The following is a 16,161-nucleotide window of genomic DNA, read 5'->3' as shown; positions in this document are numbered from 1 at the left end:
GCTTACAGCAGGACAACATCGTACTGCTCCTGGGAGTAGGTGCCCTCGACCTGGAACTTGATGGGCCGGCCGATGAAGGCCTCGAGATCGGCGACGTTGCCCGACTCCTCGTCGAGCAGCCGGTCGACCACCTTCTGGTTGGCCAGCACCAGGTAGCCCTCGGCCTGGTAGGCGCGGGCCTCCCGGAGGATCTCGCGGAAGATCTCGTAGCAGATGGTTTCCGCCGTCTTCAGCTTGCCGCGTCCCTGGCAACAGTTGCAGGGCTCGCAGAGCACCTGCTCGAGGCTTTCCCGGGTACGCTTGCGGGTCATCTGCACCAGCCCGAGCACGGTGATGCCGATGATGTTGGTCTTGGCGTGGTCGCGCTCCAGCTGCTTCTCCAGGGTACGCAGCACCTGGCGCTGATGCTCCTCGTCCTCCATGTCGATGAAGTCGATGATGATGATCCCGCCCAGGTTGCGCAGGCGCAGCTGCCGGGCGATCGCGGTGGCCGCCTCGAGGTTGGTCTTGAAGATGGTCTCTTCCAGGGTGCGATGGCCGACGAAGGCGCCGGTATTGACGTCGATGGTGGTCATCGCCTCGGCCGGATCGATGATCAGGTAGCCACCGGACTTGAGCATCACCTTGCGCTCCAGGGCCCGCTGGACCTCGTCCTCGACCCCGTACAGGTCGAAGATCGGCCGCTCGCCGGGATAGTGCTCGAGACGGTCGGCGATCTCCGGCATCAGTTCGGCGACGAAATGCGAAACCTTTTGGAAGGTTTCCCGCGAGTCGATGCGGATCTTCTCGATACGCGGGCTGACCAGATCGCGCAGGGTGCGCAGGGCCAGGCTGAGATCCTCGTAGATCACCGTCGGCGCGCTGGCGGTCTGCATCTGCCCGGCGATCTGGTCCCACAGGCGCCGCAGGTAGCGGATGTCCGCGAGGATCTCGTCGGCCCCGGCGCCTTCGGCAGCGGTGCGCAGGATGAAGCCGCCCTCGTGCTCGATCCCTTCGCTGGCCACGCAGTCGGCGACCACCTTCTTCAGGCGCTCGCGCTCGGCCTCATCCTCGATCTTCAGGGAGATGCCGACATGGCGGGTGCGCGGCATGTAGACCAGGTAGCGCGAGGGAATCGACAGATGGGTGGTCAGCCGGGCCCCCTTGCTGCCGATCGGATCCTTGGTGACCTGCACCACCAGGCCCTGCCCCTCGTGCACCAGGGCCGCGATGTTCTCCACCGCACTGCCCTCGCGGCTGGAAATCTCCGCGGCATGGATGAACGCGGCGCGCTCCAGGCCGATATCGACGAAGGCCGCCTGCATGCCCGGCAGCACCCGCACCACCCGGCCCTTGTAGATGTTGCCGACGATGCCGCGGCGCTGGGTGCGCTCGACGTGCACCTCCTGCAGCACACCATTCTCCACCACCGCCACGCGCGACTCCATCGGCGTGATATTGATCAGAATCTCTTCGCTCATTGCATAGTCCCGAAGCTGGGCGCAGCTTGTCTGCTCAGGCGCCTTGTCATTGTTGTTGCCAGCACGGAATGCCGAACTCGGCCAGCAGTTGCGCGGTTTCACAGAGTGGCAGGCCGACCACCGCCGAATAGCTGCCCTCGAGGCCGCTGACAAACACCGCGGCAAAGCCCTGGATGGCATAGCCGCCGGCCTTGTCCAGCGGCTCGCCGGTGGCCCAGTAGGCCTCGGCCTCGGCGCTGGTGAGCGGACGGAAGGCCACCCGGCTGCGTACCACCCGCACCGCGCTGCGCCCGACCGCGGCCAGGACCACCGCGGTCAGCACCTCGTGCTCGCGCCCGCCGAGCGCCTGCAGCATGGCCAGCGCCTCGGCACGCTCGCCCGGCTTGCCGAGGATGCGCCCGTCCAGTACCACCGTGGTGTCCGCGCCGAGCACCACCGCCTGCCGGTCGGAGAGGCTGGCCAGACCGGCCGCCGCCTTGCCGCGCGCCAGGCGCTCCACATAGGCGGCCGGCGTCTCGTCCGGCGCGGGCGTTTCGTCGATGGCCACGCTGAGCGGAACGAAGGGCACGCCGATCTGCGTCAGCAGCTCGCGCCGGCGGGGCGAACCGGAAGCCAGGTAAAGCGTGGCAGCCATGCGATTTCCCTCTGTCCGAAGCCCCGCCCGCCGTCTCGCCGGGGACGGGGGGTTAATTGACATTGAAGCGCAGTCGTAGGCTACGCAGGGCGGTGAACACCCAGGGCCAGAGCAAGGCACTGACCAGGGCCGGCAGCAGGAAGGCGAGGGTCGGCGGGCGGTTGCCGGCCAGCGCATTGAGCCAGAGCTGCACCAGCTGGGCCAGACCGAAGACTACCAGCAGGACCAGGCTCTGTTGCCACAACGGAAACATGCGGACACGCTGCTGCAGCGTCAGCATCAGGAAGGCAATCAGCGTCAGGGTCAGCGCATGCTGCCCGAGCAGAACGCCGTAGAGCACATCCATCGCCAGCCCCAGCAGCCAGGTCACCGTCATGCTGACCCGCTGCGGCACGGCCAGAATCCAGTAGGTGATGAACATCGCCAGCCACAGCGGCCGGCCAACCTCCATGAAGCCCGGCATGGGCGCCACGCTGAGCAGCAGGCCCATCAGGTAGCTGGCCCAGATCAGCCAACCGTTGTGCTCGCCCATCAGCGCGCCCCGCCTGTGCCCGCCGGGGCCGGCCGCGACGGCGGGGCCGGTGCGGGAGCGGCCGCTGCAGGCGCCGGCGCGGCTGGCGCGGCGGGCACAGGCGCCTGGCTTCCGGCCTGCTCGGCGAGCTGGCGGTCATGCGCCTCCTGGGCCTGGGCCGCCTCGCTGGCGCGCTGCTCCGGCGAACGCGGATCGCTGAACACCATCAGCATGTAGCGGGTGCGGTTGAGGGCCGCCGTGGGCACGGCGCGGACGATGGCGAACGGCTGCCCGGAGTCGTGGATCACCTCGCTCACCACGGCCACCGGATAGCCGGCGGGAAAGCGCTGGCCCATGCCGGAGCTGACCAGCAGGTCGCCCTCCTTGATGTCGGCGGTATCGGCGACATGGCGCAGCTCCAGGCGCTCCGGATTGCCGGTACCGACGGCGATGGCGCGCAGGCCGTTGCGGTTGACCTGCACCGGGATGCTGTGGGTGGTGTCGGTGAGCAGGAGGACCCGCGCCGTGTAGGGCATGACCTCCACCACCTGGCCCATCAGGCCGCGGGCGTCGAGCACCGGCTGACCGAGAAACACGCCGTCGCGCTCTCCCTTGTCGATCAGGATGCGATGGGTGAAGGGATTGGGATCGACGCCGATCAGCTCGCCGACCAGCACCTTCTCGTCGACCAGCGCCGCGGAATTGAGCAGTTCGCGCAGGCGCACGTTCTGCTCGGTCAGCGCCGCCAGTTTCTGCAGGCGGCGCTGCATCAGCAGGGCCTCGGCCTTGAGCTTCTCGTTCTCCGCGAGCAGTTCGCTGCGGCTGCTGAACTGCTGGTTGATGCCATCCCAGATACGCACCGGCAGATCGGCCAGCCCGTAGAAGGGGGTCAGCACCAGCCCCAGCTGGCTGCGCACCGGCTTGAGGGTATCGAAACGGGCATCCACCACCATCAGCGTGGCGGCAAGCACCGCCAGCACCAACAGGCGCATCACGAGCGAAGGCCCTTTGCTGAAGAGCAGTTTGATAGCGGGTTCCTCGCGACTACTACAAGCCTCGACCGTCAGCCACGCGCCGAAAACGGCGCCAGGCGTCGCTTTCGGCGTACAACCCGAAGCCTGCCCCTGTGGCTCACTCGGTGGAGAGCAGATCCATGCGGTGGCTGTCGATCATCTCCAGTGCCCGGCCACAGCCGCGCGCCACGCAGGTCAGCGGATCCTCGGCGACGATCACCGGCAGCCCGGTTTCCTGGGCCAGCAGCTTGTCCAGGTCGCGCAGCAGGGCGCCACCACCGGTCAGCACCAGACCGCGCTCGGCGATGTCCGCGGCCAACTCCGGCGGGGACTGCTCCAGCGCGCTCTTCACCGACTGGACGATGGTCGCCAGCGACTCCTGGATCGCATCCAGCACCTCGTTGGAGTTGAGGGTGAAGCTGCGCGGCACGCCCTCGGCCAGGTTGCGCCCGCGCACATCGATCTCGCGCACTTCGCTGCCCGGCCAGGCGATACCGATTTCCTGCTTGATGCGCTCGGCGGTGGCCTCGCCGATCAGGCTGCCGTAGTTGCGCCGCACGTAGGTGACGATGGCTTCGTCGAAGCGGTCGCCGCCGACCCGCACCGACTCGGCGTAGACCACGCCGTTCAGGGAGATCAGGGCAATCTCGGTGGTGCCGCCGCCGATATCCACCACCATCGAGCCATGCGCCTCGTCCACCGGCAGGCCGGCGCCGATGGCCGCCGCCATCGGTTCCTCGATCAGAAACACCTCGCGGGCGCCGGCGCCCAGGGCCGATTCGCGGATGGCGCGACGCTCGACCTGGGTCGACTTGCAGGGCACGCAGATCAGCACACGCGGACTGGGCTGCAGGAAGCTGCTTTCGTGCACCTTGTTGATGAAGTACTGCAGCATCTTCTCGCAGACGCTGAAGTCGGCGATCACACCGTCCTTCATCGGGCGGATCGCGGTGATGTTACCCGGGGTTCGTCCCAACATGCGCTTGGCTTCGGTCCCAACCGCCACGACGCTCTTCTGATTGCCGTGCGTGCGGATGGCGACCACGGACGGCTCGTTCAGAACGATGCCGCGCTCGCGCACATAGATGAGGGTGTTGGCAGTCCCCAGATCGATCGACAGATCGCTGGAAAACATGCCACGGAGTTTCTTGAACATTGACAGGAACCCTGAGGCGAAGCATGGGTAAAAAAGAGCGCAGACTCTAACAATGGCAGGGATTTTGGGCAAGGCGCCCACTGTGCTAAATTCCCCGTTTTCAGCAGCCCGCAAGGCCGTCAAACGCGGCTTTCGACCAGCGGCCGGCTGCCCGTTTTTCCTGGAGAATCCCGATGGCGCTTGAACGCTCCGACGTGGAAAAGATCGCCCACCTGGCCCGCCTGGGGCTGGATGACGCCGAGATCCCACGCACCACCCAGACCTTGAACGACATCCTCGGTCTGATCGACCGGATGCAGGCGGTCGACACCCACGGCATCGAGCCCCTGGCCCACCCCCTGGAGGCCACCCAGCGCCTGCGCCCGGACGAGGTCACCGAGTGCGACCACCGCGACGCCTACCAGGCCATCGCCCCGGCCGTGGAGAACGGCCTGTATCTGGTTCCCAAGGTGATCGAGTGATGCATCGACTGACTCTGGCGCAAATCGCCCGCGGCCTGGCCGCCAAGGACTTCTCCTCCGTCGAGCTGACCGAGGCCCTGCTGACCCGCATCGGCGCGCTCGACCCGCAGCTCAACAGCTTTATCACCGTCACCGCCGAGCAGGCCCGCGCCCAGGCCCAGGCCGCCGACGCGCGCCGCGCCGCCGGCGAGAGCGGCGCCCTGCTCGGCGCGCCGATCGCCCACAAGGACCTATTCTGCACCAAGGGCGTGCGCACCAGCTGCGCCTCGAAGATCCTCGACAATTTCATCTCGCCCTACGACGCCACCGTGGTGGAAAAGCTCGCCGCCGCCGGCTGCGTGAGCCTCGGCAAGCTGAACATGGACGAGTTCGCCATGGGCTCGGCCAACGAATCCAGCCACTACGGCCCGGTGAAGAACCCCTGGAACACCGAATGCGTGCCCGGCGGCTCCAGCGGCGGCTCGGCCGCGGCGGTGGCGGCGCGGCTGATCCCGGCGGCCACCGGCAGCGACACCGGCGGCTCGATCCGCCAGCCGGCGGCGCTGACCAACCTCACCGGCCTCAAGCCCACCTACGGCCGCGTCTCGCGCTGGGGCATGATCGCCTACGCCTCCAGCCTCGACCAGGGCGGCCCGCTGGCGCGCAGCGCCGAGGACTGCGCCCTGCTGCTCGGCGCCATGGCCGGCTTCGACCCGAAGGACTCCACCTGCGTCGATCAGCCGCTGGACGACTACCTGGCCGCGCTGAACCGGCCGCTGGCCGGCCTGCGCATCGGCCTGCCGCGCGAATACTTCGGCGCCGGCCTCGACCCGCGCCTGTCCGATGCGGTGATGGCCTGCGTCGAGGAGCTGAAGAAGCTCGGCGCCACGATCAAGGAAATCGGCCTGCCCAACATGCAGCATGCGATTCCCGCCTACTACGTGATCGCGCCTGCCGAGGCCTCCTCCAACCTGTCGCGCTTCGACGGCGTGCGCTTCGGCTACCGTTGCGAGACCCCGCAGAACCTCGAGGACCTGTACAAGCGCTCGCGCGGCGAGGGCTTCGGCGCGGAAGTGAAGCGCCGCATCATGGTCGGCACCTACGCCCTCTCCGCCGGCTACTACGACGCCTACTACCTCAAGGCGCAGAAGATCCGCCGGCTGATCCGCAGCGACTTCATCGCCGCCTTCCAGGAGGTGGACCTGATCCTCGGCCCGACCACGCCGAACCCGGCCTGGAAGCTCGGCGAGAAGAGCAGCGACCCGGTCGCCGCCTATCTCGAGGACATCTACACCATCACCGCCAACCTCGCCGGCATTCCCGGCCTGTCCATGCCGGCCGGCTTCGTCGACGGCCTGCCGGTGGGCGTGCAACTGCTCGCGCCCTACTTCCAGGAAGGCCGCCTGCTCAACGTCGCCCACCAGTACCAGCAGGCGACCGACTGGCATCAACGGGCACCGGAAGGCTTCTGAGGAATACGCACATGCAATGGGAAACCGTGATCGGGCTGGAAATCCACGCGCAGCTCGCCACCCGCTCGAAGATCTTCTCCGGCAGCGCCACCACCTTCGGCGCCGAGCCCAACACCCAGGCCAGCCTGATCGACCTCGGCATGCCCGGCACCCTGCCAGTGCTCAACCAGGAAGCCGTGCGCATGGCGGTGAAGTTCGGCCTGGCGATCGATGCCGAACTGGGCCGCAGCAACGTCTTCGCCCGCAAGAACTACTTCTACCCCGACCTGCCCAAGGGCTACCAGACCAGCCAGATGGACAAGCCCATCGTCGGCAAGGGCCATCTGGACATCACCCTGGAAGACGGCACGGTCAAGCGCATCGGCATCACCCGCGCGCACCTGGAAGAGGACGCCGGCAAGAGCCTGCACGAGGACTTCCACGGCATGACCGGCATCGACCTCAACCGCGCCGGCACGCCGCTCCTGGAGATCGTCTCCGAGCCAGACATCCGCTCGGCCAAGGAGGCGGTGGCCTACGTCAAGGCGATCCACGCGCTGGTCCGCTACCTGGGCATCTGCGACGGCAACATGGCCGAAGGCTCGCTGCGCTGCGACTGCAACGTCTCGGTGCGGCCCAAGGGCCAGGAAGCCTTCGGCACCCGCGCCGAGATCAAGAACGTCAACTCCTTCCGCTTCATCGAACGCGCGATCAACCATGAGGTGCAGCGGCAGATCGAGCTGATCGAGGACGGCGGCAAGGTCGTCCAGGAGACCCGCCTGTACGACCCGAACAAGGACGAGACCCGCTCCATGCGCAGCAAGGAGGAGGCCAACGACTACCGCTACTTCCCCTGCCCCGACCTGCTGCCGGTGGTGATCGAGCCGGACTTCCTCGACGAGGTGCGCGCCGGCCTGCCGGAGCTGCCCGGCGAGAAGCGCGCGCGCTTCGAGAGCCAGTTCGGCCTGTCCGCCTACGACGCCAGCGTGCTGTCCGCCAGCCGCGAGCTGGCCGACTACTTCGAGCAAGTGCAGACCGTCTGCGGCGACGCCAAGCTGGCGGCCAACTGGGTGATGGGCGAGCTGTCCAGCCTGCTCAACAAGGACAACCTCGAGATCGAGCAGTCTCCGGTCTCCGCCGCGCAGCTCGGCGGGCTGATCCTGCGCATCAAGGACAACACTATCTCCGGCAAGATCGCCAAGATGGTCTTCGAGGCCCTGGCCGCCGGCGAAGGCGCCTCCGCCGACGCGATCATCGAGACCAAGGGCCTCAAGCAGGTCACCGACAGCGGCGCCATCGAGGCCGTGCTCGACGAAGTGCTGACCGCCAACGCCGCGCAGGTCGAACAGTACCGCGCCAGCGACGAGGCCAAGCGCGCCAAGATGTTCGGCTTCTTCGTCGGCCAGGCGATGAAGGCCTCCAAGGGCAAGGCCAACCCCGGCCAGGTGAACGAACTGCTGAAGAAGAAGCTCGAAGGCTGAGCCAGCGACAACGCCGGGTCCGCCCGGCGTTGCACTTTCCGGAGCCTCGATCATGCTGCGAACACTATCCCTCGCCCTCCTCCTCGCCCTGCTCGCCGGCTATCCCTCGCCGCAGCTCGAGGCGGGCACTTACGCCACCAAGGGCATGGCCTCCTACTATGCCGCCCGGCACCACGGCAAACGCACCGCCAGCGGCGAGCGCGTAGACCGCAATGCCCTCACCGCCGCTCACCGCAGCCTGCCGCTCGGTAGCCGGGTGCGGGTGACCAGCCTGCAGACGCGCCGCAGCGTGGTGGTGCGCATCAACGACCGCGGCCCCCACTCCCGCGGCCGGATCATCGACCTGTCCTACAAGGCCGCCCGCCAGCTGGAAATGCTGAATGCCGGCGTGGCCATGGTGCGTCTGGAACTCCTCGATAACTGAAGGATCGGTGCCGGAAAGCGGCGCCATAAGGAGCATTGATGACCCTGATGACATTCGTCTACCTGATCGCCGGCCTGGCCCTGCTGGTCGCCGGCGCCGAGGCTCTGGTCCGCGGCGCTGCGCGCCTGGCCGCCCGTTTCGGCATCCCGCCGCTGGTCATCGGCCTGACCGTGGTCGCCTTCGGCACCAGCGCCCCGGAAATGGCGGTCAGCGTGCAGTCGGCCAGCAATGGACAGGGCGACATCGCGGTGGGCAACGTCCTCGGCAGCAACATCTTCAACGTGCTGATGATCCTCGGCCTGTCCGCGCTGGTCATTCCCCTGACGGTATCGCGCCAGCTGATCCGCCTCGACGTACCGCTCATGATCGGCGCCAGCCTGCTGGCCTGGCTGCTGGCCATCGACCAGCACTATGGCCGCCTCGACGGTCTTCTGCTGTTCGCCGGCATCATCGCCTATACCGCCTTCCAGGTGCGTAGCGGTCTGAACGCCAAGGCCAACGGCGAAAGCAACGAGTTCGAGGTGGAGTACGGCGGAAGGCCCGAGGGACGCCTGGCCCTGCTCGGCCACCTGGGGTTCGTCGTCCTCGGCCTGGCCCTGCTGGTCTGGGGCTCCAGCCTGCTGGTCGACGCCGCGGTGACCCTGGCCCGCGCCCTCGGCCTGTCGGAGCTGGTGATCGGCCTGACCATCGTCGCCGCCGGCACCTCGCTGCCGGAGCTGGCCACCTCGGTGATGGCCGCCCTCAAGGGCGAGCGCGACATCGCCGTGGGCAACATCGTCGGCAGCAACCTCTTCAACCTGCTCGCCGTCCTCGGCCTGGCCGCGCTGGTCACCCCCGCTCCGATCAGTGTCTCGCCCAATGCCCTGGCCTTCGACTACCCGGTGATGGTCGCGGTGGCGGTGGCCTGCCTGCCGATCTTCTTCACCGGCTACCGCATCAACCGCTGGGAGGGCCTGCTGTTCTTCGGCTACTACCTGGCCTACGCCGCCTACCAGGTGCTGTTCGCCACCGGCGCCTCGGCCGTCGCCCTGCTGCACACCGCGTTGGTCTGGTACGCCCTGCCGCTGACCGCCCTGACCCTGCTGGTCATCGCCGCCCGCGAGTGGCAACGGCGAAGCTGAGGGCGCGCCTCAGATCCAGCCGAGCCACTGCAGGACGAAGATGCCGATATTGGTGGTCACCGCCGCCAGCAGCGTGGTGATCACCACGATTCCGCCCGCCAGCTGGTGATTGCCGCCCACCGCCTTGGCCATGACGAAGCTGGCCGCAGCGGTCGGGCTGGCGAAATAGAGAAACAGCACGCCCAGATCGGCCCCGCGGAAACCGCACAGCCAGGCGCCCAGGGTCGCCGGCAGCGGCAGCCAGACCATCTTCAGCAGACTGGCGCTGAGCGCCAGCCTGCCGCTTTCGCGCAGGGCGGCGAGGGAGATGGTGGCGCCGATGCAGATCAGCGCCAGTGGCAGGGTCATCTGCGCGAAGTAGTCGCCGGAGGTGAGCAGCCAGGCCGGCAGGCCGACATGCCAGTAGGCGAACGGCAGCGCCACCAGCACGCCGATGATCAGCGGGTTGCCGAGAATGCTCTTGGCGATGCTCCAGGGGTCGGTCCGCACATGCGGGCTGTAGAACGCCAGCACCACCGAGGCGAGCGTGTTGTAGACCAGGATCACCGCGCCGGCCAGCACCCCGCCGAGGGACAGCCCGTAGTCGCCGTACATGCTGGTGGCCAGGGCCAGGCCGACGATGCCGTTGTTGCCGCGGAACGCTCCCTGGACATAGACGCCGCGATCGGCGCGCGGACAGCGCCACAGCGACCAGGCCCAGGCGAGCAGGAAACCGGCGACGGAAGCCAGGGCGAAATAGCCGAGCAGCGCCGGCTGCAGCGCCGTTTCCAGATCCGCATGGAGGATCGCGAGGAACAGCATGGTCGGCATGGTGCCCTTGAACACCAGCGCCGAAGCCGTATTGATGAAGGCGACGTCGATCCAGCCAAGGCGCCGCAGCAGGACGCCGAGAAACAGCATGGCGAACACCGGCGCGGTAATGGCCAGGGTTTGCGAGAACAGCGCGAGCATGGGGAAGGTCCGGAAAACGATAGGCGCCTATCATAAGCGCATCTCTCCCGCCGGAAGACAAGCGGTACGGCCTGCCCGGACACGGCCGGCATCCCGTACTCCGGGACGCCGTCGTGACGGCCTGCGGCGGACAGGCCGGAGCGTGTCGCCTCAGCGGCGGACCGGGCGCTTCTGCAGCTTGCGCTGCAGGGTGCGCCGGTGCATGCCCAGGGCGCGGGCGGTGGCGGAGATGTTGCCGTCGTTCTCGGTGAGCACGCGCTGGATGTGCTCCCACTGCAGGCGGTCCACCGACATCGGGTTGTCCGGCACCAGGCTGTTCAGATCGACGTGCTCGGAGAGCAGCGCGGTGAGCACGTCGTCGGCATCGGCCGGCTTGCACAGGTAGTTGCAGGCGCCGCGCTTGATCGCCTCCACCGCGGTGGCGATGCTCGAATAGCCGGTGAGGATCAGCACGCGCATCTCGCTGTCCAGCTCGAGCAGCTTGGGCAGCAGCACCAGCCCCGAGTCGCCCTCCATCTTGAGGTCGAGCACGGCATAGTCGGGCACGTCCTGGGTCGCCAGCTCCAACCCCTCCTCCGCCGAACTGGCGCAGCTCACCCGGAAGCCACGGCGGGTCATGGCCCGCATCATGACCCGGGTGAAGGTCGTGTCGTCGTCCACCAGCAGCAGGTGCGGCTGCTGCTCTTCTCCCTCGATCGGATGCTCACTCATAGTAGTCTCCTGGGCCCAGGCGCGGCAGACGCAACTCGGTCAGCGTGCCGCCCTCCTCGTGGTTGTAGAGTTTCACCGAGCCGCCGGCGCGGGTCACGCTGGCCTGGCTCAGGAACAGGCCGAGGCCGAAGCCCTTGCCCTTGGTGGTAAAGAAAGGCTTGCCCAGTTGCTCGGCGATCGCCAGCGGCACGCCTTCGCCATGGTTGCGGATGCTGATGCACAGCTCCTCGACATCCCAGTCGAGGCAGATGTCCAGGTCCTCCGGGCAGGCGTCGGCGGCGTTGTTGAGCAGGTTGAGCAGCGACTGGGTCAGGTCCGGCGCCGGCGCCAGCCGCGGCATCGAGCCCGTGCCGAGGATCTCGTAGCGGTAGTTCGCCTCCGGGCGCATCAGGTGCCAGCGATTGAGCGTGGCCTCCAGCCAGGCCGCCGCGCTCTGCTCCTTCACCGACTGCATGCGGTCGGCCTCAGCGGCACGCACCAGCTGCTGCAGGGTGTCCTTGCACAGCCTCACCTGCTCCTGCAGCACCGCCAGATCCTCCTGCAGCAGCGGATCGTCGTGCTCCTGGCGCAGTTCGGTGATCAGCACGCTCATGGTCGCCAGCGGCGTGCCCAGCTCGTGGGCCGCGCCGGCCGCCTGGGTGGCCACCGCCAGCAGTTGCTGATCGCGCATGCTCTCCTCGCGGCGCGTGGCCTGGAATTCCTCCTGGCGGCGCAGTTCGCCGGCCATGCGCCCGACAAAGAAGGTGATCAGCGCCGCCGCCAGGGCGAAGCTCAGCCACATGCCGTAGACCAGCAGGGTGACGCGATGCTCTGGCGGCAGGGTGGTCGGGTTGTACCAGAACACCAGCAGGGTGTAGGCCACCAGCGCCAGGCCGGCGAGCATCACCGTGTGCAGCCTGGGCAGGGTCGCCGCGGCGATGGTCAGCGGCACCAGGTAATAGGAGACGAAGGGGTTGGTCGGACCGCCGGTGAAATACAGCAGCAGGCTGTGGATGACCAGATCGCAGGCCAGGTGGCCGGCGTACTCCAGGTCGGTCACCGGCCACGACATGTTCAGGCGCAGGGCGGCGCCGAGGCAGAGCATCGCCGACAGGCTGAGGGTGAAGGCGAGCGCCAGCCAGGGCAGCAGCAGCAGATCGGTGAGATAGGCGAGTCCGACCGAACCGGCCTGGGCGGCCAGCACGAGGACACGGATCAGGATGAGCCGGCGGAGATTGTGGCGGCTGGCCGACAGCATTTGAACGGGTGCGAGCATGGTATTCCTCGGATGCGCCCGCCAGTATACCCAAAAGCCTGCCAGCGACCGGCCCGAATGCGTCAACCGGACGCAGGCAGGGCTGCAAAAACTGGACTACCCCGCTAGAGTCTGGCTCCAATCATCCAACGGACATGCCCACACCTCACACAAGGACCGCCCATGCCTCGCCTTTTCCGCCTCGCCACGCCCCTCGTCCTCGCCGCCCTGGCCAGCCTGCCGGCCCTGGCCGAGGAAGCGCCCCGCTACAACCAGATCAGCCTGCAGGCCGAGGCCAGCCGGGAGATCGCCCACGACCTGATGCTGGTGACCCTCTACAGCGAAGCCCAGCACAAGGACCCGGCCCAGTTGGCCGGCGACATCACCCGCAGCCTGAATGCCGCGGTGGAGCGGGCGCGCCAGGTGGCGGGGGTGAAGGTCAGCCTCGGCAACCGCAACAGCCATCCGGTCTACGACGACCAGGGACGCCGGATCGTCGCCTGGCGCGAGCGCGCCGAGCTGCGCCTGGAAAGCGCCGATTTCGCCGCCCTCTCCCAGCTGAGCGCCGAACTGCTCGGCGAGCTGAAGATCGGCGACATGCGCTTCGCCATCGCCGACGCGACCCGCAAGAAGAACGAGGACACCCTGCTGCAGGACGCCGTGAAAGCCTTCGGCGAGCGCGCCCAGCTCGCTACCCGGGCGCTCGGCGGCAGCGGCTACAAGCTGGTCAGCCTGAGCCTGAACAGCGCCGGGATAGTCCCGCCGCCCTTCCCGCGCGTCGCGATGATGAAGAGCATGGATCGCGAGGCGGGTGCGCCGGCCCAGGAGATCGAAGCCGGCAGCAGCCAGGTGAGCATCCGCGCCGATGGCGTGATCGAAGTGCAGATGCCCTGAGGTGCCGTCCAGCGTGACGTCCCGAGCCCGCCGAGCGGATCGCCCCATGCCCCGACGCCCGAAAGCCCTCCTCCTCGCCGGCCTGCTCGCCGGCGCCGTCCAGGCCGCGCCGAGCAGCCTGGTGGTGTGCACCGAAGGCAGCCCGGAAGGCTTCGACATCGTCCAGTACACCGCCGCCGTCAGCGCCGATGCCTCGGCGGAGACGGTGTTCGACCGCCTGCTGCGCTTCGCCCCCGGCGGCACCGAGCTGCTCCCCGCCCTCGCCGAGCGCTGGGAGGTGTCCGCCGACGGCCTCGAATACACCTTCCAGCTGCGCCGCGGCGTGCGCTTCCAGCGCACGCCCTGGTTCACCCCGAGCCGGGAATTCAACGCCGACGACGTGATCTGGAGCTTCCAGCGCCAGATCGACCCCGGGCACCCCTGGCACAGGCTGTCGCCGCGCGGCTTCCCCTATGCCGAGTCGATGGCCGTCGGCGAACTGGTCCGGCGCATCGAGCGGCTCGACGACCATCGCGTGCGCTTCGTCCTGCACCACCCGGAGGCGCCCTTCCTGGCCAACCTGGCGATGGGCTTCGCCTCCATCTATCCGGCCGAATACGCCGACCGGCTGCTCGCGGCCGGCACCCCGGAGCGCCTCAACAGCCAGCCGGTGGGCAGCGGCCCCTTCGTCTTCGAGCGCTACGAGAAGGACGCCCAGGTGCGCTTTCGGCGCAATCCGGACTACTGGGACGGCGCGCCGGCCATCGAACGGCTGATCTTCGCCATCACCCCCGAGCCCAACGTGCGGGTGCAGAAGCTCAAGGCCGGCGACTGCCAGATCGCCCTCTACCCGCGCCCGGTGGACCTGCCCGGACTGCGCAGGGACCCACGCATCGAAGTGCTGGAGGACGAGCCGCTCTTGACCGCCTACATCGGCATCAACACCCGCCACCCGCCGCTCGACGACGTGCGGGTGCGCCAGGCCCTCAACCTTGCCTTCGACAAGACCGCCTACCTGCGCACCCAGTACGGCGAGGACGGCGCCAGCCCGGCGGTGGCGCCTTACCCGCCGAGCCTGTGGGGCTCGGACCCGAGCCTCGAAGGCTGGCCCCACGATCCGGCGCGGGCGCGGGCGCTGCTGGCCGAAGCCGGCCATGCCAGCGGCCTGAAGCTGGCCATCTGGACCCGCCCCGGCGGCGGGCCGACCAATCCCAACCCGGGCATCGGCGCCCAGCTGCTGCAGGCCGACCTGGCCGCCATCGGCATCCAGGCGGAAATCCGCGTGCTGGAATGGGGCGAGCTGATCAAGCGGGCGAAGAACGGCGAGCACGACCTGGTGTTCATGGGCTGGGCCGGCGACAACGGCGACCCGGACAACTTCCTCACCCCCAACCTGTCCTGCGCCGCCGCCACCTCGGGAGAGAACCAGGCCGGCTGGTGCGACGAGCGCTTCGACGCCCTGCTGCGCGAGGCCCGCCGCGCCACCGACCAGACGCAGCGCGCCGCGCTCTACCGCCAGGCCCTGGCGATCTTCCACGAACAGGCGCCGTGGATTCCCCTGGCCCATCCCCGCGAGTTCGCCGCCGTGCGCCGCGACGTCGAGGGCTTCGTGATCAGCCCGCTGAGCACCAACAACTTCGCCGGAGTGCGCCGCACTTCGGCCAGCGATCCGGAGTGAGCCCCACGCATGTTGTCCTTTCTCGCTCGCCGCCTCGGGCTGCTGATCCCCACCTTCCTCGGCGTGACCCTGCTGACCTTCGCGCTGATCCGCCTGATCCCGGGCGACCCGGTGGAGGTGATGATGGGCGAGCGGCGCCTCGACCCGCAGATGCATGCCGAAGCCATGCAGCGCCTCGGCCTCGACCGGCCGCTGCACGAGCAGTACCTGAGCTACCTCGGCCAGCTGGCGCAGGGTGATCTCGGCCAGTCGCTGCGCACCCGCGAGAGCGTCTGGAGCGAGTTCGCCAGCCTGTTCCCGGCCACCGTCGAGCTGGCCTTCGCCGCCCTGCTGCTGGCCGGCGTGCTCGGCCTGCTCGCCGGCACCCTCGCGGCGCTGAAGCGCGGCTCGCTCCTCGATCACGGCACCATGGGCCTGGCGCTGACCGGCTACTCGATGCCGATCTTCTGGTGGGCGCTGATCCTGATCATGTTCTTCTCCGTGGAACTCGGCTGGACCCCGGTGTCCGGGCGCCTCGACCTGCTCTACGACGTGGAGCCGGTGACCGGCCTCATGCTGATCGACACCCTGCTCAGCGAAGAACAGGGCGCCTTCCTCGACGCCCTGCGCCACCTGATCCTGCCGGCCATCGTGCTCGGCACCATCCCGCTGGCAGTGATCGCCCGCATGACCCGCTCGGCGATGCTCGAGGTGCTGCGCGAGGACTACATCCGCGCCGCCCGCGCCCGCGGCCTGTCGCCGGCGCGGCTGGTGTTCGTGCACGCCCTGCGCAACGCCCTGGTCCCGGTGCTCACGGTATTCGGCCTGCAGGTCGGCTCGCTGCTCTCCGGCGCGGTGCTCACCGAGACCCTGTTCTCCTGGCCGGGTATCGGCAAGTGGCTGATCGAGGCGATCGGCGCCCGCGACTACCCGGTGGTGCAGAACGGCATCCTGCTGATCGCCGCGCTGGTCATCCTGGTCAACTTCGTCGTGGACATCCTCTATGGCCTGGCCAATCCTCGCATCCGTCACCGGCAATGAGGA

16 protein-coding genes are annotated in these 16,161 nt (G+C 68.3%); 8 read left to right on the top strand and 8 right to left on the bottom strand.

The genetic code is table 11. The features are described 5' to 3' along the window. Positions 1-2: 2 nt before the first annotated feature. The 5 genes from rng to ACG10_RS05130 all read right to left on the bottom strand — a co-directional run bounded on the left by rng (position 3) and on the right by ACG10_RS05130 (position 4,774). Positions 3-1,460 (bottom strand): ribonuclease G, encoded by a 1,458-nt coding sequence (gene rng, locus ACG10_RS05150; protein WP_089167396.1) that lies wholly within the window; start codon positions 1,458-1,460, stop codon positions 3-5. Positions 1,461-1,506: 46 nt separating this feature from the next. Continuing rightward, the gene (locus ACG10_RS05145) at positions 1,507-2,094 is read right to left on the bottom strand and encodes a Maf family protein (RefSeq protein WP_089167395.1); all 588 of its coding nucleotides are present in this window, start codon (positions 2,092-2,094) and stop codon (positions 1,507-1,509) included. Between the two features lie 52 nt (positions 2,095-2,146). After that, entirely contained in the window at positions 2,147-2,626 is a 480-nt protein-coding gene (mreD, locus tag ACG10_RS05140) for a rod shape-determining protein MreD (protein WP_089167394.1), read from the bottom strand. Beyond that, positions 2,626-3,585, bottom strand: coding sequence for a rod shape-determining protein MreC (gene mreC, locus ACG10_RS05135; RefSeq protein ID WP_232487253.1), 960 nt, complete (start codon positions 3,583-3,585; stop codon positions 2,626-2,628). The genes mreD and mreC overlap by 1 nt, the downstream gene beginning before the upstream one ends. A gap of 151 nt (positions 3,586-3,736) precedes the next feature. Beyond that, the gene (locus tag ACG10_RS05130) at positions 3,737-4,774 is read right to left on the bottom strand and encodes a rod shape-determining protein (protein WP_039805641.1); all 1,038 of its coding nucleotides are present in this window, start codon (positions 4,772-4,774) and stop codon (positions 3,737-3,739) included. Positions 4,775-4,947: 173 nt separating this feature from the next. Here ACG10_RS05130 and gatC point away from each other — a divergent pair, with 173 nt between their 5' ends. From gatC to ACG10_RS05105, 5 genes are read left to right on the top strand one after another with little or no spacing between them, the layout of a single operon-like run. After that, positions 4,948-5,235: an Asp-tRNA(Asn)/Glu-tRNA(Gln) amidotransferase subunit GatC gene (gene gatC / locus ACG10_RS05125; protein ID WP_039805642.1), complete on the top strand. Its 288-nt coding sequence runs from the start codon at positions 4,948-4,950 to the stop codon at positions 5,233-5,235. Beyond that, the gene (gatA, locus tag ACG10_RS05120; protein ID WP_089167392.1) at positions 5,235-6,686 is read left to right on the top strand and encodes an Asp-tRNA(Asn)/Glu-tRNA(Gln) amidotransferase subunit GatA; all 1,452 of its coding nucleotides are present in this window, start codon (positions 5,235-5,237) and stop codon (positions 6,684-6,686) included. The genes gatC and gatA overlap by 1 nt, the downstream gene beginning before the upstream one ends. A gap of 11 nt (positions 6,687-6,697) precedes the next feature. Beyond that, positions 6,698-8,146 (top strand): Asp-tRNA(Asn)/Glu-tRNA(Gln) amidotransferase subunit GatB, encoded by a 1,449-nt coding sequence (gene gatB, locus ACG10_RS05115; RefSeq protein ID WP_089167391.1) that lies wholly within the window; start codon positions 6,698-6,700, stop codon positions 8,144-8,146. A gap of 52 nt (positions 8,147-8,198) precedes the next feature. After that, a complete protein-coding gene (locus tag ACG10_RS05110) occupies positions 8,199-8,570 on the top strand; it encodes a septal ring lytic transglycosylase RlpA family protein (RefSeq protein ID WP_089167390.1) in 372 nt (123 codons plus the stop codon). Positions 8,571-8,608: 38 nt separating this feature from the next. Further along, positions 8,609-9,691, top strand: coding sequence for a calcium/sodium antiporter (locus ACG10_RS05105; protein ID WP_089167389.1), 1,083 nt, complete (start codon positions 8,609-8,611; stop codon positions 9,689-9,691). A 9-nt stretch (positions 9,692-9,700) separates the two neighbouring features. Here the strand turns inward: ACG10_RS05105 and ACG10_RS05100 are convergent, their stop codons facing one another. From ACG10_RS05100 to ACG10_RS05090, 3 genes are all read right to left on the bottom strand, one after another. After that, positions 9,701-10,642 (bottom strand): AEC family transporter, encoded by a 942-nt coding sequence (locus ACG10_RS05100; protein ID WP_089167388.1) that lies wholly within the window; start codon positions 10,640-10,642, stop codon positions 9,701-9,703. Between the two features lie 150 nt (positions 10,643-10,792). Next, a complete protein-coding gene (locus ACG10_RS05095; protein ID WP_039805648.1) occupies positions 10,793-11,353 on the bottom strand; it encodes a response regulator transcription factor in 561 nt (186 codons plus the stop codon). Then, entirely contained in the window at positions 11,346-12,608 is a 1,263-nt protein-coding gene (locus tag ACG10_RS05090) for an ATP-binding protein (protein ID WP_089167387.1), read from the bottom strand. Before ACG10_RS05090 ends, ACG10_RS05095 begins: the two co-directional genes overlap by 8 nt. 162 nt (positions 12,609-12,770) lie before the next feature. Here ACG10_RS05090 and ACG10_RS05080 point away from each other — a divergent pair, with 162 nt between their 5' ends. Genes ACG10_RS05080 through ACG10_RS05070 form a run of 3 tightly spaced genes read left to right on the top strand, consistent with a single transcriptional unit; the run spans position 12,771 to position 16,158 of the window. Next, the gene (locus ACG10_RS05080; protein WP_089167386.1) at positions 12,771-13,481 is read left to right on the top strand and encodes an SIMPL domain-containing protein; all 711 of its coding nucleotides are present in this window, start codon (positions 12,771-12,773) and stop codon (positions 13,479-13,481) included. A 46-nt stretch (positions 13,482-13,527) separates the two neighbouring features. Continuing rightward, the gene (locus tag ACG10_RS05075; RefSeq protein ID WP_089167385.1) at positions 13,528-15,138 is read left to right on the top strand and encodes an ABC transporter substrate-binding protein; all 1,611 of its coding nucleotides are present in this window, start codon (positions 13,528-13,530) and stop codon (positions 15,136-15,138) included. 9 nt (positions 15,139-15,147) lie between these two features. Continuing rightward, entirely contained in the window at positions 15,148-16,158 is a 1,011-nt protein-coding gene (locus tag ACG10_RS05070) for an ABC transporter permease subunit (RefSeq protein WP_089167384.1), read from the top strand. Positions 16,159-16,161 lie beyond the last annotated feature (3 nt).

The organism is Azotobacter chroococcum (assembly GCF_002220155.1).
In the GTDB taxonomy this organism is placed as follows: Bacteria; Pseudomonadota; Gammaproteobacteria; order Pseudomonadales; family Pseudomonadaceae; genus Azotobacter; species Azotobacter chroococcum.
Note: the sequence above shows the minus strand (reverse complement) of the source record. Positions and strands in the feature narration are given on the sequence as shown.